We start from the raw sequence: 25,488 nt of genomic DNA, 5'->3' as shown, positions 1-25,488 counted from the left end.
CTAGAGCGGAATGGAGCGGTCGTCGGCAAAGGCTTGCAGCAGCGCCCGCATTGGCGTCCCTTGGACGGGGGCCATCAGATTGTCGTTGAAGAAGGCTTCCAGCTCCTGCAGCGGCAGTTCGGTCAGCATCGCCTTGACCGGGCCGATCGAGGCCGGCGACATCGAGATCGAGCGGAAGCCGACGCCGATCAGCGCCATCGCCGAGATCGGCTTGCCCGCCAACTCGCCGCACAGCGTCACCGGCGTATGGTTGCGCACGCCGGCGTCGGCGATCTGCTTCAGCACGCGCAGGAACGGTGCCGACAGCGTGTCGAAACGGTCGGCAAGCTGCGTGTTGCCGCGGTCCACCGCCATGACGAACTGGAAGAGGTCGTTGGAGCCGACCGAGACGAAGTCGACCGCCTTCATCAACTCGTCGAGCTGGAACAGCAGCGACGGCACCTCCAGCATCGCGCCGAGCTTGAGGCTCGTCGGCAAATGATGCGCAAAACGCGACAGGTGCCGGACTTCGCGGTCGATGATCTCGCGCGCCTGCGCGATTTCCGACAGTTCCGTCACCATTGGCAGCATCAGCTTCAGCTCACGCCCGCCACAAGCCTTGAGCAGCGCGCGGATCTGTGTCCTGAGGAGGCCGGGGCGGTCGAGGGTGAGCCGGATCGCCCGCCAGCCGAGTGCCGGGTTTTCCTCTTGCACCGCGCCCTTGAAATAGGGCAGCACCTTGTCGCCGCCGATGTCGATGGTACGGAAGGTGACCGGCTTGCCGCGCGCCGCCTCGAGCACATCGCGATACAGCCGCTCCTGCGCCTCGGCGCGCGGAAAGGTCGAGGCGACCATGAACTGCAATTCGGTGCGGAACAGGCCGATGCCGGCCGCTCCCGATTCTGAAAGCTGCGGCAGGTCGACCGCAAGGCCGGCATTCATCAGGAGATCGACCGGGACGCCGTCCTTGGTCAGCGACGGCTTCTTGCGCAGTTCCCGATAGATTTCCTGCCGCCGAGCTCGGAAGCGCACCTTTTCGGCATAGGCGGCCTCGAGGTCGGACTGCGGCCGCAGGTGAATGGTGCCTTCCTCGCCGTCGACGATGATGGCATCGCCGTTTTCCGCCATGGAGACGGCGCCCTTGACCTGGCCTGCGACCGGAATGCCCATCGCGCGCGCGACGATGACGACATGGCTGGTGGCGGCGCCGTCCTCCAGCACCAGGCCGCGCAGCTTGTCCCTCGGATAGTCGAGCAGTTCGGCCGCACCCATCGAGCGGGCGACGATGATGGCATCCTTTGGCAGCGAGGCCGCGACATCCTCCGGACCGCGCCCCATCAGCTGGCGCAAGAGCCGGTTGGCGAGATCGTCGAAATCGCTCATGCGCTCGCGCAGATAGGGGTCCGTCATGTGCAGCATGCGTGCGCGCATGTCGCTCTGCACCTTCTCGACGGCCGCTTCCGCAGTCAGGCCGTTGCGGATCGCCTCTTCCAGCCGGCGCACCCAGCCGCGGTCGTTGGCGAACATGCGATACGCCTCGAGCACCTCTCGATGCTCACCCTCGAAAGCGACGTCCCGGCGCTCGAGCATGTCGTCGATCGACAGCCTCAGCGAGCCGAGCGAACGGTCCAGGCGACGCACCTCCTCCTCGCTGTCCTCGTTGAACAGGTTGGTGACGACGATGCGCGGCTCGTGCAGCACGACATGGCCAAGCCCGACGCCTTCGTTGAAGGCAAGACCGGTGAAGCTTGCCGGACGGCGCAGGTCAAGTTCGAGCCCCGGCCGGGTGAGACGGGCAAGATCGCCGGTGGCGACCATCTCGGCGATCACCATCGCCGTCGTTTCCAGCGCCTCGACCTCGTCGTCGCGATAGTGGCGCATGGTCTTGTTCTGCACCACCAGGACGCCCAGTGTGCGCCCTGCCCGCAGCACCGGCACGCCGAGGAAGGAATTGTAGATCTCTTCGCCCGTCTCCGGCAGGTAGGCGAAGGCCGGATGCTCCTGCGCGTTGGAGAGATTGAGCGGCCGCGCGCTGGCGGCGATGGTGCCGACAAGGCCTTGCCCGAGCCTCAACTGCGCCAAATGGACGGCGGTGGGGTTCAGACCTTCGGTGGCGTAGAGCTCCAGCACCGAATCGGCGCGCAGCACATAGAGCGAGCATACCTCGGCGACCATGTTGGAGGCGATGTCGCGCACGATACGGTCGAGCCGCTCCTGCGGCTCCAGCGGCTCCTGCATGAGCTCGCGGAGCCGTCTCAGCAGAACGCGCGGGCCACCGGCCATGTCACGCATCGCGGCTTCTTCTCCAATGGGCACGTTGCCCGCCGTAGCTTCCGCCACGGCCGGCGCTCACGCAATAACGGACTCAGTTCTTGCTATTGCTTATCGAGCCCGTAGACGGAATGCAAAGTACGAACTGCAAGTTCCGTATAGGGACCGTCGATCAGTATCGAGATTTTGATCTCGGAGGTGGTGATCGCCCGGATATTGATCGCTTTATCGGCCAGCGCCTTGAAGGCGGTGGCCGCGACGCCGGCATGGCTTCGCATGCCGATACCGATGACCGAGACCTTCGACATGCCGGCTTCCGACTGCACGACGTCGTAGCCGACATCGGCCTTCAGCCGCTCGAGCACTGCCAGCGCCTTGTCGATGTCGCCCGACGGTACCGTGAAGGTCATGTCGGTGAATTTGCCGTCCTCGGAGATGTTCTGGACGATCATATCGACATTGATGTTGGCCTCGGCCAGCGGGCCGAAGATGCCGGCGGCGACGCCTGGGCGGTCGCCGACGCGGCGCAGCGAGATCTGCGCTTCGTCCTTGGCATAGGCAATTCCGGTGACGACCTGCTGTTCCACGATCTCTTCCTCGTCGCAAATAAGCGTTCCGGGCGGATTGAGCAAATCCCCCATTCCGGGCGCGTCGGGATCGTCGAAGGACGACCGCACAAAGGTACGCACCCTGTGCACCATGGCAAGCTCCACCGACCGTACCTGCAGCACCTTGGCGCCGAGCGAGGCCATTTCGAGCATTTCCTCGAACGAAATCTTGGCCAACCGCCGGGCTTTCGGCTCGATGCGCGGATCAGTCGTGTAGACGCCGTCGACATCGGTGTAGATGTCGCAACGGTCGGCCTTGACCGCGGCCGCGATCGCCACGGCACTGGTGTCGGAGCCGCCGCGGCCGAGGGTCGAGATGCGGTTATCCGGGCCGATGCCCTGGAAGCCGGCGATGACCGCCACCTGGCTCTCGCCGAAGCGCTTGATCAAGAACGCGCCATCGATGTCGAGGATGCGCGCCGCGCCATGGGCGTTGTCGGTCTTGATCGGGATCTGCCAGCCCTGCCAGGAACGGGCATGGACACCCATGTTCTGCAGGGTTATCGCCAACAGGCCGGCCGTGACCTGCTCACCGGAGGCGACAACGGCGTCATATTCGCGCGCGTCGTGCATGGGCGAGGCCTCGCGCGTCCAGCCGACCAGTTCGTTGGTCTTGCCGGCCATGGCCGAAACCACCACGGCGACCTCATGGCCGGCATCGACCTCGCGTTTGACATGGCGCGCCACATTGCGGATGCGGGCGATGTCGGCGACCGAAGTTCCGCCGAATTTCATCACGATGCGCGCCATGGAAGCGAGATGCCTTTGACTGAAGCCGGTTTGGGGCCGGAAAGTGGAAAATGCGCCCGGACCAGCCGAGCCGCGGAAATGCGCGGCCTCCTTAACTAAAACAGCAAGGCTTCGCAAGCGAGGGCGCAGGAGAAGCGGCCTTGGCCCGATTTTTGAAGTCTCCTGGCGGATTCCTGCCGCGCAATGCGATAAACTTGGAAATCGGATGGAGGAATTCATGACCGAGACGCTGGAGATCGTGACCTTCCGCCTCAAGCCGGATGCTGCGGCTGGTTTTGTTGCCCAAAATGGCTTCGTCACCGACTGGCTGGTGCGCCAGCCCGGTTTTCTCAGCCGCCATCTCGGCGAGCGCGACGACGGGAGCTGGGTCGACGTCGTGCGCTGGCAGAGCCTCGAGCAGGCCCAGGCGGCGGCACAGCGCATCATGGCCGAAATCGGCGATTGCGAGGCCATGCGGGCGATCGAGCCAGCCAGCGTGGCCATGGGTCATGCCGCGGTCGCGCTGTCGGCCTAGGCTCGACCGTCCCTCGTGCCGCTGCGGCTGGTTGGCGGCAACGGAAAAAACCTGCCTTGACTTTCGATCTCGGGGACCCGACTTCCTAGCGTTCCCGACTTGCTGGCGTTCGAGGAGACCCGCCCCATGCCTGAGCCCCGCCGATCGACCATAGATGCCGGAGAAGTCGAACGCTTCTCCGCCCTTGCCGCCGAATGGTGGAACCCGAACGGCAAGTTCCGGCCGCTGCACAAGTTCAACCCTGTGCGGCTTGCCTATATCCGCGACCAGGTGGCGGCGCGCTTCGGCCGCGATCCGCGCGCGGCAAGGCCATTCGAGGGACTGCGCTTCCTCGACATCGGCTGCGGCGGCGGGCTCTTATGCGAACCGATGGCGCGGCTTGGCGCGGAAGTGGTCGGTGCCGACGCCTCGGCCACCAACATCGAGGTCGCTAAGCTGCACGCGGCCGAAGCCGGCGTAAATGTCGACTATCGCGCCACCACGGCCGAGGCGCTGGCCGACGCCGGCGAGACATTCGACGTCATCCTCAACATGGAGGTGGTCGAGCATGTCGCCGATGTCGATCTCTTCGTCGCCAAATGCAGCGAGATGGTCCGGCCCGGCGGCATCATGTTCGTCGCCACCATCAACCGCACGCTGAAGGCGCTTGGTCTTGCCATCATCGGCGCCGAATATGTTCTGCGCTGGCTGCCGCGCGGCACACATCAGTTCGGCAAGCTGGTGCGGCCGGAGGAGTTGGCAAAGGCGCTTGGCGCGGCGGGGCTGACCATCGTCGACCGGACCGGCGTGATCTATCATCCGTTGGCCGACCGCTGGCAGAAATCCAGGGACATGGACGTCAACTACATGGTGCTGGCCGAAAAAGCCTCGGTCTGAGGGCCAACGAAGCGTTTACGCCGCCTGCCTTTGCAGCTTCGGGTTTGGCTGGCTCTGCGCCTTGGTAGTGATGAGCACGCCGGCGGTGATGATGGCCGCGCCCAGCCAGGTCAGCAGCTGATAATGCTCGCGGAGGAAGATCGTGCCGGCAAAGAGCCCGACCGCCGCCGCCACATAGCCGATCTGGCTGAGATAGACCGGCCCGCCGACCGCCTGCAGCCGGAAGAAGAAGGCAAACATCGCCGATGCCGACGCCACCTGTGCGGCGACCACCAGCGGCACGCCGCCGAGCGGAGCAAATGCCTGCCAGCCGAGCAGCGTCAGGATGCCGATGAGAAGCAAGGTTGCCGACGCCAGATGGCTGCCGACGGCGAGCTCGATCGGACCGGTGTCCTCGGGCCAGTCGATGGTGCGGTAGATGTTGCCGGCGGCGAGGCTGACGGGGATGAGAAGGCCGACCGCCACCCAGAAATATTCGGCCGGCTGGCCGGCCTCCCCACGCGTAAGCGCGACCATCACCGCGCCGATAAAACCAACGATAATGCCGATGACGCCGAGCAGGTTCGGTCGCCGCACCCCAAGCAGGATCGAGAACACCAGCGTGATGACCGGCGACAGCGTGAACATGATGCCCGTGTAACCCGCGCCGAGATGCGGGATGGCCGAGAACATCAGCAAGTTAGGAAGAGCGTAGGAGATGGCTGCGGTGATGAAGAAATAACGCAGCTTGTGCGCCGTGAGCCGGATGCGCTGACCGAGCAGCAGAAGCGTTGTGAGCAACACGCCGCCGGCGCCGAACGAGATCACGAAAGCACAGACCATTGCCGGGGCACCGGCCGCCGTTGCCAGCTTGCCGAAGGGGAGCGTCATGCCGAGCAATCCGCCGGTGACGATCAGAAGACCCAGTGCTGAATCCCAGAGCAATTTCATCTGCGTGATCCTGTGGCTTCACGGCCAAGCTTGGCGGCCGCTCCAACTTGGGATAATATAGCGTAAAGATTCTCAATGTCAAGATACTTTACGGTGAGGCACATGGACCGTGCGGCAAGAGCGATGGAGCAATGGCGCAAGGAACGGCCGGACCTCGACGTCTCGCCGATGGGAGTGATCGGGCGACTGAACGAAGCGTCCTCGCTGATCGCGCGCGACCGGCTCGCGCCGCTCTTTGCCCGTTTCGGCCTGCAGCAGGGCGAATTCGACGTGTTGGCCACGCTTCGCCGCTCCGGCGCGCCTCACGCGCTGACGCCGACCGAACTCTACGAGGCGACGATGGTGACCTCCGGAGCAATGACCGCCCGGCTCGACCGGCTGGAAAAGGCGGGCCTGATCCAGCGCGCGCCGCATCCCAGCGATCGCCGCGGCGTTGTGGTGCAACTCACCTCGAAAGGCCTCGAACTCATCGATGAGGCCCTTACCGCCCACGTCGCGAATGAGCATGAAATCCTCGCCGGTTTGGCGCCAGAGGACCGGAAAATGCTCGCGACACTGCTTAAAAAGCTGATCGGAACTCTTAGTTCCGGTCCTCCGGAAAGCTCGGGATCGGCATGAATTCGACGCCGTCCTCGGCGAGGCTTTTCGCCTCGTCCGGCGTGGCCTCGCCATAGATGCCGCGCGGATCGGTCTCGCCGAAATGGATCTTGCGCGCTTCCTCGGCGAACTTGTCGCCGACATAGTCGGCATTCTCGCGCACCTTGTCGGCGAGCGCCTTGAGCTGTGCCAGCGCCTGTTTCTGCGCGTCGCCCATGGCCAGCGCCATCTTCTCCTGCTTGCGTGAGGTGGAGACGGCCGGCGCCATCAGCGCCTTCTCGACCTTGTGCGAGCCGCAGATCGGGCAATCGACGAAACCGCGTTTCTTCTGCGTGCCAAAGTCGTCATTGCTGCGGAACCAGGCTTCGAATTCGTGCTCGTGTTCACAGATGAGCGAAAAACGGATCAAGAGGCTGCACCCCTGAGACGCGGCGCCTCGCCGGCATTGACGGTGAAATCCCGCGCGTTCTTGAGATTGGGAATCTTGCGACGCGCCGCAGCCGACTGCGCCGGGTCGATCTCGGCGACGATCACTGCGGGCTCATCATGCGCGGCCTCGGCGATGATACGTCCCCACGGATCGACGATCAGCGAATGGCCGTACGTCTCGCGGCCGTCCTCGTGCAGGCCGCCCTGCGCGGCCGCGATGAGATAGGTGCCGTTCTCGATCGCGCGTGCCCTGAGCAGCACGTGCCAGTGCGCCTCGCCGGTCTGGCGGGTGAAGGCCGCAGGCACCGAAAGCACCTGGGCCCCCGCCAGCGCTTCGGCACGGAATAACTGCGGGAAGCGCAGGTCGTAGCAGACGGCAAAGCCCAGCTTCACGCCGTTGATATCGGTGACGACGCCCTCTGTTCCCGGCTCGTAAGAGGCGGATTCGCGCCAGCTCTCGCCGTTGTCGAGGTCGACATCGAACATGTGGATCTTGTCGTAATTGGCGATCATGGCGCCATCGGGCGCGAACAGGAACGCCCGGTTGGCGAGCTTGCCGTCGGCGCGCAGGATGGCCGTCGAGCCGACATGCAGGAAAATGCCGAGTTCCTGCGCAAGTTTCCGCGCCGTCGAAACGACGACGTCCTTGTCTTGGCTGGTGAAAGCGGCGGCACCCGCCTGCTTGTCGCGGATGAGCGCGCCGGTCATTTCCGGCGTCTGCACGTAGGTGGCGCCCTGCTGTGCAGCCTCGCGGACCAGCCTTTCCATATCAGCCGCGTTGCGCTCCGGGCTGGTGCCCGAACGCATCTGCACCGCCGCCGCCTTGAAAACACCCATGATCAAACCCTCACCCCGTTGGCAAGCAACACGTCCAGCCGGCCCTCGGACTCCAATTCATGGAGGTCGTCGCAGCCGCCGACATGCGTGTCGCCGATGAAAATCTGCGGAAAAGTGGTGCGCCCATGCGCCCGCGAAATCATTTCCTGGCGCAATTCCGGCGAGAACGACGCGTCATGCTCGGTATAGGCTACACCCTTGCGCTCGAGCAACCGCTTGGCGGCGGTGCAATAGCCGCACATCATCCGGGTATAGATCGTCACATCAACCATCGATCAGCAATCCTGCCTGTGCCCATCGCCCAACGGTTATGCGAAAGCGACATGCACCAAAACAACAACTTAAGCCCTATATAGTTGCAGACTCATCGGCCCGGAAGTCCCCCGGCAGGACGCGGGCAAAGGTCAGCACGTCGACCGCTCCGGCGCCGCCTTTCTTCAGCGCCTTGGCCACCGACCGCACCGTGGCGCCGGTGGTGAAGACGTCGTCGATGACGAGCACCCTTCGGCCGGCGATCTCGATTTCCGCCTCGGGCCGGACGCGGAAGGCGGCGCGCACATTCTCCTCGCGTTCGTGCCGCTCCAGCCCGACCTGCTGGCGGGTGAGTTTTACGCGCCTCACCGCAGCCGGCGCGAAAGGCAGGCCGCTCAGCTTCGAAACCGCCCGTGCCAGCTCCGCCGACTGGTTGAACTGCCGCCGGAAGAAGCGTCGCCAATGCAGCGGCACCGGGACCACGACATCGGCTTCAGCGATCAGTTCGGCGCCGGCGCGCATCATCCAGCGCGCCATCCAGGGCGCGAGATCGGTGCGATCCTGGTATTTCAGCCCTTGCACCATCTGGCGCGCGACCCCTGAATAGACGACCGCCGCCCGCGCCCGCTCGAAAGGCGGCGGATCGGCGATCGCTTCGGCGGAAAGAAAACCGTCGCCCATGTCATGCGTGAACGGCGTGCCCATAACCGGACACCAAGGCTTCTCCAGCAGCCGAAGCTTCGGCCAGCAGGCGCCGCACAGCACGCCAGGCTGCGAGACGTGGCGGCGGCAGCCGGCACAGACCGGCGGAAACAACAGGCGCGCCGGCCAGCCCAGAGCCTGCCGCGCCATGTCCTTCATCGCAATGGTCTTGATCTTGCGCACCGGATCGGCCACGTGAAGCGAAACCCCGCGCCACCATAGCATCGGTCCGGCATGCGCCGACAACAGGAATAACCCATTGCAGCCTTTGATCGACACGGAGCTCTGGCTTGCGCACAAGCGCCGGGCGCTGATGCACCCGGTCGACGGAGCCGATTTCCTGATGCGGCGGGCAGCCGAGGACCTTGCCGACCGGCTGGGCGCCGTCGAGCGCAAATTCGGCAAGGCGGCGGCGCTGTTTTGCCAGACATCGGCTGCGGCCAGGGTGCTCGCCGGCAGCGGCAAGGTGGCCGACACAGTGCGCGTGGAAACAGACGGTGCCTTCCTTGCCGGAGAAGCCGGCATGGTCGCCCCGGCGGAGACCGTGCCGTTCGAGGCGGAGAGCCTCGATCTTGTCGTCTCGCTGCTGTCGCTGCAGGCGATGAACGACATCCCCGGCGTGCTGGCGCAGATCCGCCGCGCGCTGAGGCCCGATGGGCTGTTCCTCGGCGCTTTAGCCGGTGCCGGCACGCTTTCCGAGTTGCGCGAGAGCCTGCTTGCCGCCGAGACCGAGCTTTACGGTGGCGCGAGCCCTCGCGTCCTGCCGTTCACCGATGTGCGCGACGCCGGCGCGCTGCTGCAGCGGGCCGGCCTGGCGCTGCCGGTCGCCGACGTGGAGATGGTCACGGTGCGCTACGATTCGCTGTTCGGGCTTGCCGCCGACCTGCGCGCCATGGGCGAGACCAGCCCGCTTTTGGACCGCAGCCGGCGTCCCGCCACCCGGCGGCTGTTCGCCCGCGCCGCCGAAATTTATGCCGACCGGTTTTCCGACCCGGACGGCCGCATCCGGGCAAGCTTTTCGATTGTGTGGATGTCCGGCTGGGCGCCCGATGCCTCACAGCAGAAGCCGCTGAAGCCTGGCTCGGCCAAGGTCTCGCTGAAGACGATCCTCGAGAAGCCGAGGGGGCACTGACCGATGCGCGCCGCGGTCTGACCGATGCGGTCAGTGCTGGGCAAAGGCGTTGGCAAGTCTGCTGTTGTTGTCGGAGAACAGCCACTGGATCGCGTCGGCGGCCTTGCCGACGCCGCCGACGATTGCAAGCGACAGCACGGCAACGATCAGGCCGTATTCGATGGCCGTGGCGCCCGATTCATCTTCTATGAAACGCTGCAGCAGGTTTTTCATGGTCATCGATCCCTCTTGCCGGGAACCATAGGGCCTACCCGTTAAGAAAGGTTAACGGCAAAAGCTTAACGGGCGGTGAAATAGCGGTTTCTTGCTGAATTTATTAACCAATTAGCACTCGCCGTAGCGGCTGCCATCGTTGCGGATTACGCAAACGGAACTTGGCAGCGGCTGCAGCACGCTTCGCCGCAGGGTGTAGGTATCGCGGCGACCGATCGAACCGGTGCTGCTCAGGTCGAGTCCGCCGGTCAAACTCTCGCGCGCGCCCTGCGGACGCAGCTGGCTGTCCAGGAAAGGCGTCGCGATCAGAGCCAGCGCCACCGCGGCCGACCCGAAAAGCAGGGTGATCCGCAAGATACCCATGCCGGCATCGGCGGCGCGGAAAGTGCGGTCGGGCCGGATCGAGTCCCATTCTCTGTCGAGGCTCATGGATTGGCTCCAATCAAAATCGGCATGCCGCCGCGCGGACGATTTGCGTCAATTTTCCATGTCGAGATAAATCTTCCATTAACGCTGCCTAAAGCAGACGGAGCAAACGGCGGCTTGGACTGCGTTTGGTGGAAACGCTGAAGCGGCTGTGACGATCACAAGAGATCGATGAGGAACTGGATCAGCGGCGCGTCCGCCGGCGGCATCGGGTAGTCGCGCATCTGGCGCGGCCTGACCCATTTCAGTCCCTGCCCTTCCCTCGGCTGCGCGATGCCGCGGAAGCGCCGGCAGATGTAGAGCGGCATCAGCAGGTGGAAATGGTCATAGCTGTGGCTGGCGAAGGTGAGCGGCGCCAGGCAGGGGATCTCGGTCTCGATACCGAGCTCCTCATGCAGCTCGCGCACCAGGCATTCCTCGGGCGTCTCGCCTGGCTCGACCTTGCCGCCCGGAAACTCCCAAAGGCCGGCGAGTTGCTTGCCCTCGGGACGCTGCGCCAGAAGCACGCGTCGGTCGGCATCCACCAGCGCGCAGGCCGCGACAAGAAGCAGGCGCTTTCCGGCTGGCGTGATCTCGCTCATGCGTCCGGCCGCCGGCGATAATGGTAGCGATAGACTTCCTCGAAGCCGAGCGACCGGTAGAGCGACAGCGCCGCAACATTGCCGGCTTCCACCTGCAGCCAGGCTTCGCGCGCGCCGCGCAGCCTGGCCCATTTCAGCGCCGACAGGATGAGGTTGCGGCCATGGCCCTTTTTGCGCGCCGATTTTTCGGTGGCGACCTCGAACAGGCCGGCGAGATCGCCGTCATGGACGCAGATCAGCGTTGCCAGCGGCTCATTGCCGTCCTCGAGCGCAAACAGCCCCGCCTCAGGCTGGATTGCGCCGATGACTTCCGAGAGGCCGGCTCGCAGCGAGGCGTCCGAGTCGTTCGTCCTGATCGCCGCGCCGATGAAGCGGCTGATGTCTTTCAGCGGAATCTGGTCCATCGCGGCGTCGAGTTGCGCCTCCTTGAGCGGCAGACGCATCACCACCGATTCGTCGAACCGGCTCCAGCCTGCATCGTCGAGATGCGTCGACAGCACCTGCCCCGAAAGCGGGGACATACGAAAGGTCAGCGGCCGGCCGTAAGCCTCGAAGCGACGGCTGGCGCGCACGATGCGTTCGGCAATGGCATGCGTGTCGCCGGGATCGAGCGGATTGACCGAATTCAGGCGCTTCGCCGGATGGCCCGCCGTCAGCCGCACCAACCATGTCCCATCATAGTGAACGGCCGCCGCCGGCCAGGCGCGAAAGCCCGCCGCCTCGTAGCGGCGCACGATCGCGAGCACGCTTGCCGGATGCGTCGACACCGGTGCCATCAGCTCCGGTAGTCGCCATTGATGGCGACATATTCCTTGGTGAGGTCGCAGGTCCACACCGTCGCCTTGCCGCGGCCGATGCCAAGGTCGGCGCGGATGCGGATGTCGTCGCGCTTCATATAAGCCGAGGTCGCTTCTTCCGAGTAAGCCGGATCGCGCTCGCCCTCATGCGCCAGCCGGTTGTCGCCGAACCAGATCGACAGCCGGTCGCGGTCGGCCGGCTCGCCGGCCTTGCCGACGGCCATGACGACGCGGCCCCAATTGGCGTCCTCGCCTGCGACCGCAGTCTTGACCAGCGGCGAGTTGGCGATCGAAAGCGCGACGCGCTTGGCCGAGCGCGCGGATTTGGCGCCGGTGACGGTGACCTCGACCTGCTTGCGCGCGCCTTCGCCGTCGCGCACCACCTGCAGCGCCAGCGACTTCAGCACCTTGCCGAGTGCGCGGCGGAAGGCGCCGAGCCGCGCATCTTTCGGGTCGCTGATCTGGGGTGCGCCGCGCGAACCAGCCTTGCCGGTGGCGAAGAAGAGCAGCGTGTCGCTGGTCGAGGTGTCGCTGTCGACGGTGACCGCGTTGAAGGTCTTTGCCGTGCCGCGCGACAACAGATCCTGCAGCACCGGGGCTGCGATCGGCGCGTCGGTGGCGATGAAGGAGAGCATCGTGGCCATATCGGGCGCGATCATGCCGGCGCCCTTGGCGATGCCGTTGATGGTGACGTCGGCGTCGCCGAGCTTCACCATCTGGGTCGCCACCTTCGGATAGGTGTCCGTGGTCATGATGGCCTTCGCCGCCTCGGTCCACAGGTCCGGCTTGCCGTCCTTCACCAGGCCGGCGAGCAGATGGCTGAATTTGTTGGTGTCGAGCGGCTCGCCGATGACGCCGGTCGAGGCCAGGAACACTTCGCTCTCGGAGCATCCGGCGGCCTTCGCCGCCGCCTCGCCGGTCAACGCCGTCGAGGCGCGGCCTTTCTTGCCGGTGAAGGCGTTGGCATTGCCGGAATTCACCACCAGCACGCGCGCCTTGCCGGCGGACAGGTTCTGGCGGCAGTAGTCGACCGGCGCCGAGGGGCATTTCGACTTGGTGAAGACACCGGCGACGGCCGTGCCGGGATCGAAGATCATGGCAAGCAGATCGGTGCGATTGCGATATTTGATCCCGGCCTCGGCGGTAGCGATGCGCACGCCCTCGATGACCGGCATCTTGGGATATTTCTTCGGTGCGAGCGGCGAAATCGTTGCGGACATGGGACCCCGGAGCGGCAGAACGCAAATAGGAGGCCGGTTTGCCCGATAGCGCGCGCTGGCGCAAGAGCGTTCTGGCCGCGCTTCATGGGCTCTCTCGGGGTGCGCGGCATAGCGCGCGCCTGAAATGCGAAAGGGCGCCCGAAGGCGCCCTGAGCAGCATGTTTCAGGCTGGCCGGCTTACTTGCCGCTCTCCAGCGTGTCGACCGCCGACTTCAGCTTCGCGTCCGGGATCTCGATCTTGGCGGCGCCGCGCAATTCCTTGACCATGGCGAAATACTTGTCGCGGATGACGGCCTGCTTGGCCTGGTCCTTGACGTCGTCGAAGGCCGGCGGCTGCTTGGCGCGCTTGTCCTCGACCTTGATGACATGCCAGCCGAACTGCGACTGCACCGGCTCCTTGCTGTACTTGCCGACATCAAGCGCAAACGCGGCCTTGTCGAACTCCGGCACCATCTGTCCGGGACCGAACCAGCCGAGGTCGCCGCCATTCGACTTGCCGCTCGGGTCGCTGGTGTGCTCGTTGGCGAGCTTCTGGAAATCGGCGCCGCCGTCGAGCTGCTTGATGATCGCCTCGGCTTCTTCCTTCGTCTTCACGAGGATGTGACGGGCGTGGATCTCATTGACCGGCGGCGTGTTGGCGATTTCCTGGTCGTAGCGGGCGCGGACATCTGCATCCGTCACCTTGTCGACGACTTCCTTCTCGACGACCTCGCCGTGCAGGGCGCGCTGCTGCAGGAAGGCCATCCGACGCAGGAAATCGGCGTCCTTGTCGAGGCCGCTGTCGACCGCTTTCTTGGCCATGACGCGGATTTCAATGGCCGCCGAAAGAGCAGCGGCGCGGCGCTGTTCCGGCGGCAGCTGCGCGAACTGCTGCGACAGTTCGCCTTCGGCCAGCGCGAGGTCGGCCTCGGTCAGCTTCTCGCCGTTGATGGTGGCGACCACGGCGTTGGGATCTACGGGAGCGGCTGCGGGAGCCGCTGCGCCCGGCTGGGCAGGCTTGGTTTCCTGCGCCATCAGGGGCGACAGCGAAAGAGCCGAGAGCCCGAAGGCCAAGCCAAGGCTGGCGAGCGACGCGCGGCGGAACGACAGGGACATCAAGATAACTCCAATGGGGATTGCCGATAAGGATCGCTTGAACGGGAAGGTTCCAGATCAGTCCGATTGTGGCGGAATTTGGCGCTGCCCATAGGGCTAACGCGGCGTTGACATCAGTTGAGCCCCCTCTTATCTGTCCAACGACTTGGCGTCCAGAACCGTTTTCCGGGCGCTTTTTGCGTTTGTCCGCATTCACGCGGATTTGATGGGCCCGCCAGGCGCCTGTCGCAAACGGCTAAAATTGCTATCGAAAGGACCATTGGATGGTCAGTCTCGGCGCTCTCGCGCGTAAGGTTTTCGGCTCTTCCAACGACCGCCGAGTCAAGGCGACCAGGCCCCGGGTCGAGGCCATCAATGGGTTGGAAAACGAGATGCGGGCGCTCTCCGATGCCGAGCTTGCCGGCCGCACCGAGAAATTCCGCCAGGACTTCGCCAATGGCGCCTCGCTCGACGACCTGCTGATCCCGGCCTTTGCCACGGTGCGAGAGGCGGCCCGCCGCGTTCTCGGCATGCGTCCCTTCGATGTCCAATTGATCGGCGGCATGGTGCTGCACAATGGCGGCATCGCCGAGATGCGCACCGGTGAGGGCAAGACGCTGGTCGCCACCTTGCCGGTCTATCTCAACGCGCTCGCCGGCAAGGGCGTGCATGTCGTCACGGTCAACGACTATCTTGCCAGGCGCGACGCCGAATGGATGGGCCGCGTCTACAAGTTCCTCGGCCTCACCGTCGGCATCATCGTCCATGGCCTCTCCGACGACGAGCGCCGCGAGGCCTACGCCGCCGACGTTACCTACGCCACCAACAACGAGCTCGGCTTCGACTATCTGCGCGACAACATGAAGTATGAGCGCTCGCAGATGGTCCAGCGCGGCCATGCCTACGCCATCGTCGACGAGGTCGACTCGATCCTGGTCGACGAGGCGCGCACGCCGCTGATCATTTCCGGTCCGCTCGAGGACCGCTCGGAAATGTACAACACCATCGACGCCTTTATGCTGAAGCTCGGCCCGGCCGACTACGAGGTCGATGAAAAGCAGAAAACCACGATCTTCACCGAGGACGGCACCGAGAAGCTGGAAAACATGCTGCGCGATGCCGGCCTGTTGAAGGGCGAGTCGCTCTACGACGTCGAGAACGTCGCCATCGTCCACCACGTCAACAATGCGCTGAAGGCGCACCTGCTGTTCCAGAAGGACAGGGACTACATCGTGCGCAACGGCGAGATCGTCATCATCGACGAGTTCACCGGCCGCATGATGCCGGGCCGCCGCTATTCGGAAGGCCTGCACCAGGCCCTCGAGGCCAAGGAGCATGTGCAGATCCAGCCGGAGAACCAGACGCTGGCCTCTGTCACCTTCCAGAACTATTTCCGCCTTTACAAGAAGCTCGCCGGCATGACCGGCACGGCGCTGACCGAGGCGGAGGAATTCGCCAACATCTACAATCTCGAAGTCACCGAGATCCCGACCAACCTGCCGGTCGCCCGCAGGGACGAGGACGACGAGGTCTACCGGACGGTGGAAGAGAAGTACAAGGCCATCGTCAAGGAGATCCGCGACGCCCGAGAGCGCGGCCAGCCGATCCTGGTCGGCACCACCTCGATCGAGAAATCCGAGCAGCTGGCCGAGCGCCTGCGCAAGGAAGGCGTCAAGAATTTCGAGGTGCTCAACGCCCGCCACCACGAGCGCGAGGCGGCTATCGTCGCCCAGGCCGGCAAGCCCGGCGCCATCACCATCGCCACGAACATGGCTGGACGCGGTACCGACATCCAGCTCGGCGGCAATGCCGACATGCGCATCGCGGAAGAACTGGCGGATATGCCCGCCGGCCCGGAGCGCGAGGCGCGCGAACAGCAGATCCGCGATGACGTCGCGCAGCTGAAGGAAAAGGCGCTGGCCGCCGGCGGACTCTACGTCTTGGCGACCGAGCGCCATGAATCGCGCCGCATCGACAACCAGCTGCGCGGACGTTCCGGCCGCCAGGGCGATCCTGGCCGTTCGAAATTCTTCCTGTCGCTGCAGGACGATCTGATGCGCATCTTCGGCTCCGAGCGCATGGACGGCATGCTGCAGAAGCTCGGCCTCAAGGAAGACGAGGCCATCATCCACCCGTGGATCAACAAGGCGCTGGAGAAGGCGCAGAAGAAGGTCGAGGCGCGCAACTTCGACATCCGCAAGAACCTGCTGAAATACGATGACGTCTCCAACGACCAGCGCAAGGTGGTTTTCGAGCAGCGCATCGAGCTGATGGATGGCGAAGGCCTGTCGGAGACGGTGGCCGAAATGCGCGAGGGCGTCATCGAGGAAATCGTCGCCAAGAACATCCCGGAAAACGCCTATGCCGAGCAGTGGAACGTCGCCGGCCTGAAGGAGGAAGTGGCGCAGTACCTCAATCTCGACCTGCCGATTGACGACTGGGTCAAGGAGGAGGGCATCGCCGAGGACGACATCCGCGAGCGCATCTCCGCCGCCGCCGAGGCAGCCGCCAAGGAACGCGCCGAGCGCTTCGGCCCCGACGTCATGAGCTATGTCGAGCGTTCGGTCGTGCTGCAGACGCTCGACCATCTGTGGCGCGAGCACATCGTCAACCTCGACCATCTGCGTTCGGTCGTGGGCTTCCGCGGCTATGCCCAGCGCGATCCGCTGCAGGAATACAAGGGCGAGGCCTTCGAGCTGTTCCAGGGCATGCTCGGCAATCTGCGCCAGGCCGTGACCGCGCAGCTGATGCGCGTCGAGCTGGTCCGCCAGGCGGCTGAAGCGCCGCCGCCGTCGGCGCCGGATATGTTCGGCAGCCATATCGACGGCACCACCGGCGAGGACGACTTCCAGGGCGGCGAGACGGCGTTGTTGGTCCGCCAGGAATCCCATGCCATGGTGGCACCGGAAAATCGCGATCCGAAGAATCCCGCGACTTGGGGCAAGGTCGGCCGCAACGAGGCCTGCCCCTGCGGCTCCGGCAAGAAATACAAGCACTGCCACGGCGCCTTCGCTTGATCCCCTTCCCTTCTTCTCCCCGGATATGACGGGGAGAAGGAAGCCCTCCACCCAACCGTTTCTTAATGTGTTTCGCATACACCGAAACCTTGGAAACAGGCGGAAAACGGAGAGTATTCGGGGTGCGCTTTTCCGCGGCGACGACTGCCGGGCGGTTCTTGCCGCAGCGCTGGGCGCTGCGCATGCGGCCGCTGCTTGGCCGCATCGACGCCGTGCTGTTCAGCGCCGACGAACGCGGCGAAGCCGGCCGCATGTCGCTGATCGCCTTTTCCATCCGCATCGTCAGCGCGGTCATCGCCTTCGTCAGCCAGGTGCTGATGGCACGCTGGATGGGCTCGTTCCAATACGGCATCTTCGTGCTGGTCTGGGTGACGATGGTCATCGTCGGCAATCTCGCCTGCCTCGGCTTCCACACCTCGGTCATCCGTTTCATTCCCGAGTATCGCGAGCGCGGCATGCTCGCCGAGCTGCGCGGCATCGTGCTGGCGAGCCGGCTGTTCGTGCTGGTCGCTTCGACGGTGATCGCGGGGCTGGGCGCGCTCGGCGTCTGGCTCGCCTCGCCCTGGATCGAGAACTACTACGTCATTCCCTTCATCCTCGGCGTCATCTGCCTGCCGATGATCGCGATGGGCGACCTCCTTCAGGGACTGGCGCGGGCGAACTCATGGGCGCTGTTCGCGCTGTCGCCGACCTATCTGGTGCGGCCGGTGCTGATCCTGGTGTTCATGGCGCTTATGCTCGCCATGCACTACGTGCCGGATGCCAAGACCGCGATCTTCGCCTCGATCGCCGCCACCTATACCACGACGCTCGGCCAACTGATGGGCGTCACCTCGCGCATGGACAAGCAGATCCCGGCCGGGCCGATGACCGTGCATTTCGGCCGGTGGTTCCTGGTCTCGCTGCCGATCTTCCTGGTCGAGAGTTTTTTCTTCCTGCTCACCAATGCCGACGTGCTGATGGTTGGCGCCTATCTCGAGCCCAATGACGTCGCCGTCTATTTCGCCACCGTGAAAACGCTGGCTCTGGTGCATTTCGTCTATTTCGCCGTCAAGGCGGGCGTTGCCCAGCGCTATGCGCAATTCACCCATGGCGAGCCGGAAAGGCTCGCCGCCTTCGCCCGCGAGACCGTCTCCTGGACCTTCTGGCCCTCGCTTGCGATGGCGCTGCTGGTGCTGGCGCTCGGCGAGCCGATGCTGGTGCTGTTCGGCCCTGAATTCACCGCCGGCTATCCGCTGCTTTTCCTGCTGGTCTTCGGCGTCGTCGCGCGCGGCGCCGTCGGCCCCTGCGAAAGCCTGCTCACCATGAGCGGCAACCAGAACATCTGCGCCGCCGTATATGCCATGACGCTCGTGCTGAATATCGCTCTTAATGTGGTTCTGATCCCGCTCTTCGGCCTTTGGGGCGCGGCGATCGCCACCAGCCTCGCCATGGTCTTCGAGGCCGGCGCGCTGTCCTTCACCGTCTGGCGCAAGCTCGGCATCGTCATGGCGATTTTCGTGCCCGCAAACAAGGAAGTCGCCTGATGGCCGCCATTCCGCTGCTTGAAGAGACCAGCGGCGGGCCCGCCGGCGCCATGGTGTCGGGCCTTGCCGGCCTCGTCAGGGAGGCCGATCCCGCCCATATCGAGCTGTTCGCCAACAACCGGCCGGAGCGCAAGCTCGCGATCTATCCCGCCTCGGCCGGCTTCGACCTGGTCGAGGAGCTCGACTATCTTAGCGCCCGCACGATCGAGCCCAACGTCTTCTTCAACCCGCGCTTCCTGGCGCCGGCCATGCCGAGGCTCGAGGACCGCGAAGTGCGGCTGGCGGTGATCCGCGACGGCGACGAGTTCCGCAACCGGCTGCGGCTCCTTGTGCCGTTCTCGATCGAGCGCCCCGCAATTCCGCTCGGCGTGCCGGTCATGCGCACATGGTCGAGCCCGTTCGGCCCGCTCGGCACGCCGCTGGTCGATCGTGACGATCCGGTCGGCGTCATCGAGGATTTCTTCTCGATGCTGTCCAGGCCGCATCTCAAATTGCCGAAGGTCTTTGTGCTCCCCGACATCAAGCTGGACGGCCCGGTGGCGAGCCTGCTCACCTCCTTTGCCGACAGCCGCGGCCTGACCCTGGTCGTCACCGGCAAGGCCGAGCGCCCGGTGCTGGAAAGCGATGCCGACGGCGACGACTACCTCAAGGCCTCGCTGCGCGCGCATCACTATCGCGAATTCCGCCGGCTGAAGCGGCGCCTCGCCGGCCTTGGCAAGCTGGACCATGTGGTGGCGCGCGGACCGGAAGAGATCCGCCACGCCATCGAAAGCTTCCTGACCCTGGAGGCGGCCGGCTGGAAGGGCCGCGAGCGCACGGCCATGGCGATCGACCGCTACCGCGCCGCCTTCGCCCGCGAGGCGGTGCACAGGCTCGCCGAGCATGACATGTGCCGCATCCACACACTGACGCTCGACGGCCGCACGATCGCTTCTCTCGTCGTCTTCGTCGAAGCGGGCGTCGCCTACACCTGGAAGACGGCCTATGACGAGACGCTCTCGGCCTATTCGCCGGGCACGCTGCTGATGATCGAGGTGACCAAGCAGCATCTCGATGATCCCAATGTCGCCATGACCGATTCCTGCGCGGTGCCCGACCATCCGGTGATGAGTCGCCTCTGGACGGAGCGCAAGCCGATGGGCACGCTGGTGGTCGGCCTGACGCCCGACGCCGACCGGCCGGCCCGCCAGGCTGCCTCGCAGCTCCATCTCTACCGGGAGACCCGTAACATGGCGCGGCTCCTGCGCAATCGCATGCGGAGCCTCTTGAAAAGGCGCTAGCTGAAAGGCCGCATACCGGCTATGGCATCCGGCGGCCGAGCCGCCATGCCTTCTTCACAAAGCAATCCAGATGTTCGAAACCTTCCTGCGCTTCGCCCGCCTCTGTGCGCCGCTTGTCCTGCTCGCCATGCTCCCGGCGCGAGCCTTCGCCGAGTCCTGCCCCGAGGATTGCTCCGAGCCCGCGCCCGTCGACATCTACAGCCATACCACCGCCGGCCATATGGCTCCAGCCGCGGCAGCTGCGTTGCCGCGCGTCTATGTGCCCAACCGTTCCTCGAACAGCGTTTCCGTCATCGACCCGGCGACGCTGAAGGAGGTCGACATGTTTGCGGTCGGCAGCAAGCCGCAGCACGTCGTTCCTTCCTGGGACCTGAAGACGCTTTGGGTGGCCAATAACGGCACCGGCAAGAACGGCAGCCTGACGCCGATCGACCCGACGACCGGAAAGCCCGGCAAGCAGGTGCCGGTCGACGACCCTTACAACATGTATTTCATGCCGGACGGCAGCGCCGCCATCATCGTCGACGAGGCCCTGAGGCGGCTCGATCTGCGCGATCCGCGGACCATGGCGCCGCAAGCCGTCATCCCGACGCCGGCCTGCCCCGGCATCAACCATGCCGATTTCGCGGCCGACAATTCCTATGCGATCTTCACCTGCGAGTATGGCGACGGCGGACTGGCCAAGATCGACCTGAAGAACCGCAAGGTGCTCGGCCATCTCGACCTGTCGAAGATGGGCATGCCGCAGGACATAAGGCTCTCGCCCGACGGCAAGGTCTTCTACGTCGCCGATATGATGAATGACGGCGTCTTTCTGATCGAAGGCAACAGCTTCAAGGAGATCGGCTTCATTCCTACGGGCATTGGCGCGCACGGCTTAGTCGTCAGCCGCGACGGCAAGCGGCTCTATGTCTCGAACCGCGGCTCGCACAAAATGGAGCAGGGCCGCGCCGACGGGCCGGGCAGCGTGACGGTGATCGACTTCGCGACGCGCTCGGTCGTCGCCCAATGGCCGATCCCCGGCGGCGGCAGCCCTGACATGGGCAATGTCAGCGCCGACGGCAAGCAGCTCTGGCTCTCCGGCCGCTTCGACAGCGAGGTCTATATGATCGACACGACGAGCGGCGCTGTCACGAAGATCCGCGTCGGCGTCGAGCCGCACGGCCTGACGGTGTGGCCGCAGCCGGGGCGCTACTCCCAGGGGCACACGGGGAATATGCGGTAGGGTGTCGGTGACCTGCAAATGCTGACGACCTCAATCCCAATGGAGCCTTGGCACCATGTCCGCTGACCTTCCGCGACGGCTTGCTGCCGAGGCATTGGAACTCGTCTGACCATATTTCGATCATTGTCGAAATAGGAGTTGACCGGCGGCGGCGGAGGGTGCAGTCTATTTCCATGAAACTCGAACAAGCCGCAAAACAGCTCGAAGCCATCGGCAACCCGACACGGCTCAAGCTCTATCGCACACTGGTCAGAGCCGGCGAAGCTGGCCGGCCGGTGGGGTACTTGCAAGACACCCTTGGCATCGCGGCCTCGACGCTGTCCCATCACCTGCATCGCCTCATTCTGACCGGCCTCGTGACGCAGGAGCGTCAGGCGACGACCCTCATCTGCCGGGCCAACTATCCTATCATGCGCGACTTGATCGGCTTCCTGGCTGACGAGTGCTGTGCTGACGCAGCTTGCGGCGCAACGGAGAGCGACGCGGCGGCATAGCCTCTTTTTTGCATCGTATTTCGATGATCCCGGAAGGATGGAAAAATGTCGATGAATGACCCTGACGCCCTCCCTGTCGCCGTCATCGGAGCTGGCCCGGTCGGCTTGGCGGCTGCCGTCCAGCTCATCCAAAGGGGGCTCCCGGTGAAGGTCTATGAGGCCGGCGCTGGCATCGCCACAAATCTCAAGGACTGGGGCCATGTCCGGGTGTTCACGCCTTGGCGCTACTGTGTTGATCAGGCGGCCCGAAAGCGTCTTGAGGAGAGCGGCTGGACGATGCCCAAGCCCGAGGCGTTCCCCACCGCTGATGAATTGATTGCCCGCTACCTCGAGCCGCTAGCAAGGCTCCCTGAACTCTCCTCGTCCATCGAAACCAGTGCACGCGTGATTGCTGTTTCGCGCTGGGGCGCAGACAAGGTCTTGAGCAAAGATCGAAAGGCGCGACCGTTCATGCTGGTTGTCGAAACCGGGGAAGGCATCAGGCGCGACAGTGCACGAGCCGTCATTGACGCCTCAGGCACGTGGCAGACGCCAAATCCACTTGGGGCCGGTGGTGTCCCGGCGGAGGGCGAAGCGGAGTTCGCAGACAAGATTGCCTATGGCATTCCCGACATTCTCGGCCGCGACCGCACCCTTTATGCCGGCCGCGCCACGCTTGTTGTCGGTTCGGGTCATTCGGCCGCCAATGCCCTGCTCGATCTCGATAGGCTGGCTGCGGTTGAGCCGGGAACCGCTTTTGTCTGGGCGACACGCGGGACCGATCTGGTTCGCATTTACAGCGGTGGAGACTTGGATCAACTGCCTGCCCGTGGCGAGCTTGGTTCTGACGTTCGCGAACTTGCGGAGAGCGGGCGCACAAAGCTCGTCACTGGGTTCGCAACGCTGGCCATCCGCAGCTCAAACGGCCGCCTGGCAGTCGAAGGTCAGACGAAGGATGGCCTACAAATGCTCGGGCCTTTCGACCGCATCATCGCAGCGACCGGCCAGCGGCCCGATCTGTCCCTTACGCGCGAGCTTAGGCTTGATCTCGACCCCTGGCTTGAGGGCGTAAAGGCGCTGGGGCCTCTGATCGACCCCAACGAGCACTCCTGCGGCGACGTCCCCCCGCACGGCCATCGCGAACTGAGCCACCCCGAGCCCGACTTCTACACTGTCGGCATCAAGAGCTACGGCCGCGCCCCGACCTTCTTGCTGCTGACCGGGTATGAACAGGTGCGGTCGGTCGCGGCAGCCCTCGCTGACGACATGGCGGCTGCGGATGCGGTGCAACTGGTGCTACCCGAAACCGGCGTCTGCACGGTTCCCCAGTCGACCATACGCGCGACCGCTGGCGGATGCTGTGGTGGTCCCGCTTCTTCCGAGGCTGACGCCTGTTGTCTCGCCGATGCTGAAGCGAAGGCCGCTGGCAAGGGTGGCTGCGGGTGCGGGGTGGCAGCCTAATCGCATCACGCCCGATGGAACGCAGTCGCCGAACGATCATCACCGTCCTCGGCCTGACCCAAATCATGGCCTGGGGGTCCACCTATTACCTGCCGGCGGTGATTGCACCAAAGGTCGCCGCCGACACCGGCTGGCCGCTGCCTTGGGTCGTGGGTGGATTGTCGCTTGGCCTGCTCGTCGCCGGGCTGATCTCACCTCGCGTCGGCTCGTCCATTGAGCGCCACGGCGGCCGGAACGTTCTTGCGTTCAGCGCCGGCTGCATCGGCATCGGCCAGATCGGGCTCGCTGCCTCGCCGAACCTTGCCGCCTACATCGCAGCATGGCTCGTTGTTGGGCTTGGAATGGGGGCGGGCTTGTACGATGCCGCTTTCGCGACCCTCGGCCGGCTCTACGGACATAGCGCGCGCTCGGCCATCACAACCCTTTCGCTGTTCGGCGGCTTCGCCAGCACGTTCTGTTGGCCGATCTCGGCCTTCCTGATGGGCGAGACGGGCTGGCGCGGCACATGCCTCGTCTATGCTTCGGTGCAGTTGTTCTTCGCCCTGCCTCTCTATCTCGGAATGTTGCCGCGTCGGGCGCCGCTGCCGAGCGTCACAGATCGGCCTGGAAAGGAGCAGGTTGGCACCCCAGTTCAGCCGGCCGCAGTTCCGATCATGGTCGTCCTGGCTGCCACGCTGACCTTGGCGGCGGTCATTTCGTCGACGGTGTCGGTTCATCTCCTCACCATCTTGCAGGCCAGCGGCATGGCGCTCGCCGCTGCCGTTGGGCTCGGAGCACTGGTCGGCCCCGCTCAGGTGTCGGCGCGTGCCGTCGAGATGATCATCGCCCGCTACCATCATCCCATCTGGACCAAGTTCGCGTCGGTGAGCTTCGTCGCCATCGGCATTGGTGCGCTCTGGGTCGGGGTTCCGGTGGTGCCTGTGGCGCTGGCGTTCTACGGTGCAGGCATCGGCCTCGAAACGATAGCGCGAGGCACGCTGCCGCTCGCTCTGTTCGGTCCGTCGGGATACGCGAGACTGATGGGGCGACTTGCCATGCCCAGCTTGATCGCTCAAGCAGCAGCGCCGTCGGTCGGAGCGCTATTGTTGGAGCATGTGGGCGCTCACGGCACTCTAGCAGCTCTCGCTGGCTTGGCGCTGCTGAACGTCGGACTGGCGTGTAGCCTTGGCTGGCTGATCTTCCGTCGTCGAACCTTAAATTAGAGGTACAGGCGCAGTGATGCTTTGTAACCGGCCGGTAGCCCTGTGAAGCGGTTGGCCAGCCTATGAAGCTCCGTCACTTCGGCAACTGCCTGGTTGAAGGTCAAAGAGACCAATTGGTGCCCCTAGCCGGGATCGAACCAGCACTCCTTGCGGAACTCGATTTTGAGTCGAGCGCGTCTACCAATTCCGCCATAGGGGCTCAGGCCGGGCAGCCTGGATGGGCGCGGACTATACGGGCGGACAGGCTTTCGTCAACTGGCCTCTTGCCGATTTGCAGGCGCTCTGCACCCGGCCATGCCTTTCAGTCTCGTGAAGGTGCCGCCATTGTGCGGCGCGGAAAATCTTTCTAGACAGGGGATGCGTTGAAGCGCCTCGGATCCCGAAGGGTGGATGCGGCGCTTTGGGACCTTGTCTTCCTGCCACCCGGTGTCCAAAACCACTGCGCGCTTTTCAGGAGAGCCGATGCTTCGCGGACTTTACGACTGGACGATGTCCCTGGCGGCAAGGAAATCGGCCGAATGGTGGCTGGCCTTCATCGCCTTCGTGGAAAGCTCGGTCTTTCTGGTGCCGGCCGACGTGCTCTATCTGCCGATGGCGCTGTCCAAGCCGGAGCGCGCCTATCGCTACGCGCTGGTGGCTACGGTGGCCTCGGTGCTCGGCGGCGTCGCCGGCTGGTTCATCGGCCACTACGCCTACGAGGCGGTCGCCAAGCCGATTCTGGAATTCTACGGCAAGTATGACGAGTTCGAGCAGCTGCGGACCTCATCCGGCGTCGGCTTCATCGTCCTGATGCTGATCACCTCGGGCGCGGCGCATTTGCCGCCGATCAAGGTCGTGACGATCCTGTCGGGCGTCATCGGCGTCAACCTCCTGCTGTTCATCGGGCTGGCGATCGTTGCGCGCGGCGCGCGTTTTCTGCTGCTTGCCTGGCTGCTGCGCCGCTACGGCGAGTCGATCAGGGAGTTCATCGAGAAACGGCTGGGCATGATCGTCAGCGCCGGCGCCGCTGCCCTTATTTTGCTCTATATCGCGGTCAGATACGCTCACGGATAATGCATGTCGGCCAAAAGTGCGCAGCGGTTTTGGGAGAACGACATGCATCGAAACAAGACTCAA

General features: G+C 64.6%; 25 protein-coding genes and 1 tRNA gene. 12 read left to right on the top strand and 14 right to left on the bottom strand.

All coding sequences use genetic code 11. From position 1 onward, the window contains the following. Together ptsP and CK218_RS18505 are read right to left on the bottom strand one after the other, a co-directional pair. A complete protein-coding gene (gene ptsP, locus CK218_RS18510; RefSeq protein WP_095828471.1) occupies positions 1-2,271 on the bottom strand; it encodes a phosphoenolpyruvate--protein phosphotransferase in 2,271 nt (756 codons plus the stop codon). Between the two features lie 83 nt (positions 2,272-2,354). Beyond that, on the bottom strand, positions 2,355-3,608 hold the full coding sequence (locus CK218_RS18505) for an aspartate kinase (protein WP_066990093.1): 1,254 nt from the start codon (positions 3,606-3,608) through the stop codon (positions 2,355-2,357). Positions 3,609-3,825: 217 nt separating this feature from the next. Between CK218_RS18505 and CK218_RS18500 the strand changes: the two genes are divergently transcribed. Next, positions 3,826-4,122, top strand: a complete 297-nt coding sequence (locus tag CK218_RS18500) for an antibiotic biosynthesis monooxygenase (protein ID WP_082980321.1) — start codon at positions 3,826-3,828, stop codon at positions 4,120-4,122. Between the two features lie 126 nt (positions 4,123-4,248). Further along, entirely contained in the window at positions 4,249-4,998 is a 750-nt protein-coding gene (gene ubiG / locus CK218_RS18495; protein ID WP_095824176.1) for a bifunctional 2-polyprenyl-6-hydroxyphenol methylase/3-demethylubiquinol 3-O-methyltransferase UbiG, read from the top strand. Positions 4,999-5,013: 15 nt separating this feature from the next. Here ubiG and CK218_RS18490 read toward each other — a convergent pair whose 3' ends face one another. After that, positions 5,014-5,928 (bottom strand): DMT family transporter, encoded by a 915-nt coding sequence (locus tag CK218_RS18490; RefSeq protein ID WP_095828470.1) that lies wholly within the window; start codon positions 5,926-5,928, stop codon positions 5,014-5,016. 102 nt (positions 5,929-6,030) lie between these two features. On the opposite strand from CK218_RS18490, the gene CK218_RS18485 reads away from it, so the two are divergent. Beyond that, positions 6,031-6,546, top strand: coding sequence for a MarR family transcriptional regulator (locus CK218_RS18485; protein ID WP_095828469.1), 516 nt, complete (start codon positions 6,031-6,033; stop codon positions 6,544-6,546). Here CK218_RS18485 and CK218_RS18480 read toward each other — a convergent pair. From CK218_RS18480 to CK218_RS18465, 4 genes are all read right to left on the bottom strand, one after another. Next, complete coding sequence (locus CK218_RS18480; RefSeq protein ID WP_066990107.1) at positions 6,509-6,934, bottom strand: DUF1178 family protein; 426 nt, start codon at positions 6,932-6,934, stop codon at positions 6,509-6,511. The genes CK218_RS18485 and CK218_RS18480 overlap by 38 nt on opposite strands. After that, positions 6,931-7,791 (bottom strand): carbon-nitrogen hydrolase family protein, encoded by an 861-nt coding sequence (locus CK218_RS18475; RefSeq protein ID WP_095779376.1) that lies wholly within the window; start codon positions 7,789-7,791, stop codon positions 6,931-6,933. Before CK218_RS18475 ends, CK218_RS18480 begins: the two co-directional genes overlap by 4 nt. A gap of 2 nt (positions 7,792-7,793) precedes the next feature. Further along, complete coding sequence (gene grxC / locus CK218_RS18470; protein ID WP_095779375.1) at positions 7,794-8,063, bottom strand: glutaredoxin 3; 270 nt, start codon at positions 8,061-8,063, stop codon at positions 7,794-7,796. A gap of 76 nt (positions 8,064-8,139) precedes the next feature. Next, positions 8,140-8,940: a ComF family protein gene (locus CK218_RS18465; RefSeq protein WP_095779390.1), complete on the bottom strand. Its 801-nt coding sequence runs from the start codon at positions 8,938-8,940 to the stop codon at positions 8,140-8,142. A 64-nt stretch (positions 8,941-9,004) separates the two neighbouring features. On the opposite strand from CK218_RS18465, the gene CK218_RS18460 reads away from it, so the two are divergent. After that, positions 9,005-9,877 carry a methyltransferase domain-containing protein gene (locus CK218_RS18460; protein WP_095779374.1) on the top strand — a complete coding sequence of 291 codons (873 nt, stop codon included), beginning with the start codon at positions 9,005-9,007 and terminating at the stop codon, positions 9,875-9,877. 30 nt (positions 9,878-9,907) lie between these two features. On the opposite strand, the gene CK218_RS18455 is transcribed toward CK218_RS18460, so the two are convergent. From CK218_RS18455 to CK218_RS18430, 6 genes are all read right to left on the bottom strand, one after another. Further along, positions 9,908-10,096 carry a Flp family type IVb pilin gene (locus tag CK218_RS18455; RefSeq protein ID WP_095828468.1) on the bottom strand — a complete coding sequence of 63 codons (189 nt, stop codon included), beginning with the start codon at positions 10,094-10,096 and terminating at the stop codon, positions 9,908-9,910. A gap of 105 nt (positions 10,097-10,201) precedes the next feature. Continuing rightward, complete coding sequence (locus CK218_RS18450) at positions 10,202-10,519, bottom strand: hypothetical protein (protein ID WP_095828467.1); 318 nt, start codon at positions 10,517-10,519, stop codon at positions 10,202-10,204. 155 nt (positions 10,520-10,674) lie between these two features. Further along, positions 10,675-11,097, bottom strand: coding sequence for a (deoxy)nucleoside triphosphate pyrophosphohydrolase (locus CK218_RS18445; protein WP_066990121.1), 423 nt, complete (start codon positions 11,095-11,097; stop codon positions 10,675-10,677). After that, complete coding sequence (locus CK218_RS18440; RefSeq protein ID WP_179294532.1) at positions 11,094-11,873, bottom strand: GNAT family N-acetyltransferase; 780 nt, start codon at positions 11,871-11,873, stop codon at positions 11,094-11,096. The genes CK218_RS18445 and CK218_RS18440 overlap by 4 nt, the downstream gene beginning before the upstream one ends. Further along, positions 11,873-13,114 (bottom strand): bifunctional glutamate N-acetyltransferase/amino-acid acetyltransferase ArgJ, encoded by a 1,242-nt coding sequence (argJ, locus tag CK218_RS18435; protein WP_066990124.1) that lies wholly within the window; start codon positions 13,112-13,114, stop codon positions 11,873-11,875. The genes CK218_RS18440 and argJ overlap by 1 nt, the downstream gene beginning before the upstream one ends. A gap of 177 nt (positions 13,115-13,291) precedes the next feature. After that, positions 13,292-14,209, bottom strand: coding sequence for a peptidylprolyl isomerase (locus CK218_RS18430; RefSeq protein WP_066990127.1), 918 nt, complete (start codon positions 14,207-14,209; stop codon positions 13,292-13,294). Between the two features lie 263 nt (positions 14,210-14,472). On the opposite strand from CK218_RS18430, the gene secA reads away from it, so the two are divergent. The 7 genes from secA (at position 14,473) to CK218_RS18395 (ending at position 24,372) form a co-directional block, all read left to right on the top strand. Next, on the top strand, positions 14,473-17,205 hold the full coding sequence (gene secA / locus CK218_RS18425) for a preprotein translocase subunit SecA (protein ID WP_095782409.1): 2,733 nt from the start codon (positions 14,473-14,475) through the stop codon (positions 17,203-17,205). Positions 17,206-17,327: 122 nt separating this feature from the next. Next, positions 17,328-18,731: a lipopolysaccharide biosynthesis protein gene (locus CK218_RS18420; RefSeq protein WP_095828466.1), complete on the top strand. Its 1,404-nt coding sequence runs from the start codon at positions 17,328-17,330 to the stop codon at positions 18,729-18,731. After that, positions 18,731-20,011 carry a GNAT family N-acetyltransferase gene (locus tag CK218_RS18415; RefSeq protein ID WP_095828465.1) on the top strand — a complete coding sequence of 427 codons (1,281 nt, stop codon included), beginning with the start codon at positions 18,731-18,733 and terminating at the stop codon, positions 20,009-20,011. Before CK218_RS18420 ends, CK218_RS18415 begins: the two co-directional genes overlap by 1 nt. A gap of 70 nt (positions 20,012-20,081) precedes the next feature. Continuing rightward, positions 20,082-21,236 (top strand): YncE family protein, encoded by a 1,155-nt coding sequence (locus CK218_RS18410; RefSeq protein ID WP_095828464.1) that lies wholly within the window; start codon positions 20,082-20,084, stop codon positions 21,234-21,236. A 173-nt stretch (positions 21,237-21,409) separates the two neighbouring features. After that, the gene (locus CK218_RS18405) at positions 21,410-21,730 is read left to right on the top strand and encodes a metalloregulator ArsR/SmtB family transcription factor (RefSeq protein ID WP_066990141.1); all 321 of its coding nucleotides are present in this window, start codon (positions 21,410-21,412) and stop codon (positions 21,728-21,730) included. A 51-nt stretch (positions 21,731-21,781) separates the two neighbouring features. After that, positions 21,782-23,170, top strand: a complete 1,389-nt coding sequence (locus tag CK218_RS18400) for an NAD(P)-binding protein (protein ID WP_066990487.1) — start codon at positions 21,782-21,784, stop codon at positions 23,168-23,170. A 14-nt stretch (positions 23,171-23,184) separates the two neighbouring features. After that, complete coding sequence (locus tag CK218_RS18395) at positions 23,185-24,372, top strand: MFS transporter (protein WP_095828463.1); 1,188 nt, start codon at positions 23,185-23,187, stop codon at positions 24,370-24,372. Between the two features lie 114 nt (positions 24,373-24,486). Here CK218_RS18395 and CK218_RS18390 read toward each other — a convergent pair. After that, positions 24,487-24,571: transfer RNA gene (locus tag CK218_RS18390), tRNA-Leu, on the bottom strand. 263 nt (positions 24,572-24,834) lie between these two features. Here CK218_RS18390 and CK218_RS18385 point away from each other — a divergent pair. Continuing rightward, complete coding sequence (locus CK218_RS18385) at positions 24,835-25,425, top strand: YqaA family protein (RefSeq protein WP_066990147.1); 591 nt, start codon at positions 24,835-24,837, stop codon at positions 25,423-25,425. The last annotated feature ends 63 nt before the right edge of the window (positions 25,426-25,488 follow it).

The sequence above is a fragment of the Mesorhizobium sp. WSM3879 genome, from assembly GCF_002294915.1.
Lineage (GTDB): Bacteria > Pseudomonadota > Alphaproteobacteria > Rhizobiales > Rhizobiaceae > Mesorhizobium.
Note: the sequence above shows the minus strand (reverse complement) of the source record. Positions and strands in the feature narration are given on the sequence as shown.

What these genes read in the sequence shown, in the direction of transcription:
- ptsP (WP_095828471.1), bottom strand. Translation starts at nt 2,271, where the DNA reads ATGCGTGACATGGCCGGTGGCCCGCGCGTTCTGCTGAGACGGCTCCGC.
- CK218_RS18455 (WP_095828468.1), bottom strand. Translation starts at nt 10,096, where the DNA reads ATGACCATGAAAAACCTGCTGCAGCGTTTCATAGAAGATGAATCGGGC.
- ubiG (WP_095824176.1), top strand. Translation starts at nt 4,249, where the DNA reads ATGCCTGAGCCCCGCCGATCGACCATAGATGCCGGAGAAGTCGAACGC.
- CK218_RS18395 (WP_095828463.1), top strand. Translation starts at nt 23,185, where the DNA reads ATGGAACGCAGTCGCCGAACGATCATCACCGTCCTCGGCCTGACCCAA.
- CK218_RS18445 (WP_066990121.1), bottom strand. Translation starts at nt 11,097, where the DNA reads ATGAGCGAGATCACGCCAGCCGGAAAGCGCCTGCTTCTTGTCGCGGCC.
- CK218_RS18385 (WP_066990147.1), top strand. Translation starts at nt 24,835, where the DNA reads ATGCTTCGCGGACTTTACGACTGGACGATGTCCCTGGCGGCAAGGAAA.
- CK218_RS18500 (WP_082980321.1), top strand. Translation starts at nt 3,826, where the DNA reads ATGACCGAGACGCTGGAGATCGTGACCTTCCGCCTCAAGCCGGATGCT.
- CK218_RS18485 (WP_095828469.1), top strand. Translation starts at nt 6,031, where the DNA reads ATGGACCGTGCGGCAAGAGCGATGGAGCAATGGCGCAAGGAACGGCCG.
- argJ (WP_066990124.1), bottom strand. Translation starts at nt 13,114, where the DNA reads ATGTCCGCAACGATTTCGCCGCTCGCACCGAAGAAATATCCCAAGATG.
- CK218_RS18505 (WP_066990093.1), bottom strand. Translation starts at nt 3,608, where the DNA reads ATGGCGCGCATCGTGATGAAATTCGGCGGAACTTCGGTCGCCGACATC.
- CK218_RS18450 (WP_095828467.1), bottom strand. Translation starts at nt 10,519, where the DNA reads ATGAGCCTCGACAGAGAATGGGACTCGATCCGGCCCGACCGCACTTTC.
- CK218_RS18475 (WP_095779376.1), bottom strand. Translation starts at nt 7,791, where the DNA reads ATGGGTGTTTTCAAGGCGGCGGCGGTGCAGATGCGTTCGGGCACCAGC.
- secA (WP_095782409.1), top strand. Translation starts at nt 14,473, where the DNA reads ATGGTCAGTCTCGGCGCTCTCGCGCGTAAGGTTTTCGGCTCTTCCAAC.
- CK218_RS18410 (WP_095828464.1), top strand. Translation starts at nt 20,082, where the DNA reads ATGTTCGAAACCTTCCTGCGCTTCGCCCGCCTCTGTGCGCCGCTTGTC.
- CK218_RS18415 (WP_095828465.1), top strand. Translation starts at nt 18,731, where the DNA reads ATGGCCGCCATTCCGCTGCTTGAAGAGACCAGCGGCGGGCCCGCCGGC.
- grxC (WP_095779375.1), bottom strand. Translation starts at nt 8,063, where the DNA reads ATGGTTGATGTGACGATCTATACCCGGATGATGTGCGGCTATTGCACC.
- CK218_RS18490 (WP_095828470.1), bottom strand. Translation starts at nt 5,928, where the DNA reads ATGAAATTGCTCTGGGATTCAGCACTGGGTCTTCTGATCGTCACCGGC.
- CK218_RS18405 (WP_066990141.1), top strand. Translation starts at nt 21,410, where the DNA reads ATGAAACTCGAACAAGCCGCAAAACAGCTCGAAGCCATCGGCAACCCG.
- CK218_RS18430 (WP_066990127.1), bottom strand. Translation starts at nt 14,209, where the DNA reads ATGTCCCTGTCGTTCCGCCGCGCGTCGCTCGCCAGCCTTGGCTTGGCC.
- CK218_RS18440 (WP_179294532.1), bottom strand. Translation starts at nt 11,873, where the DNA reads ATGGCACCGGTGTCGACGCATCCGGCAAGCGTGCTCGCGATCGTGCGC.
- CK218_RS18400 (WP_066990487.1), top strand. Translation starts at nt 21,782, where the DNA reads ATGAATGACCCTGACGCCCTCCCTGTCGCCGTCATCGGAGCTGGCCCG.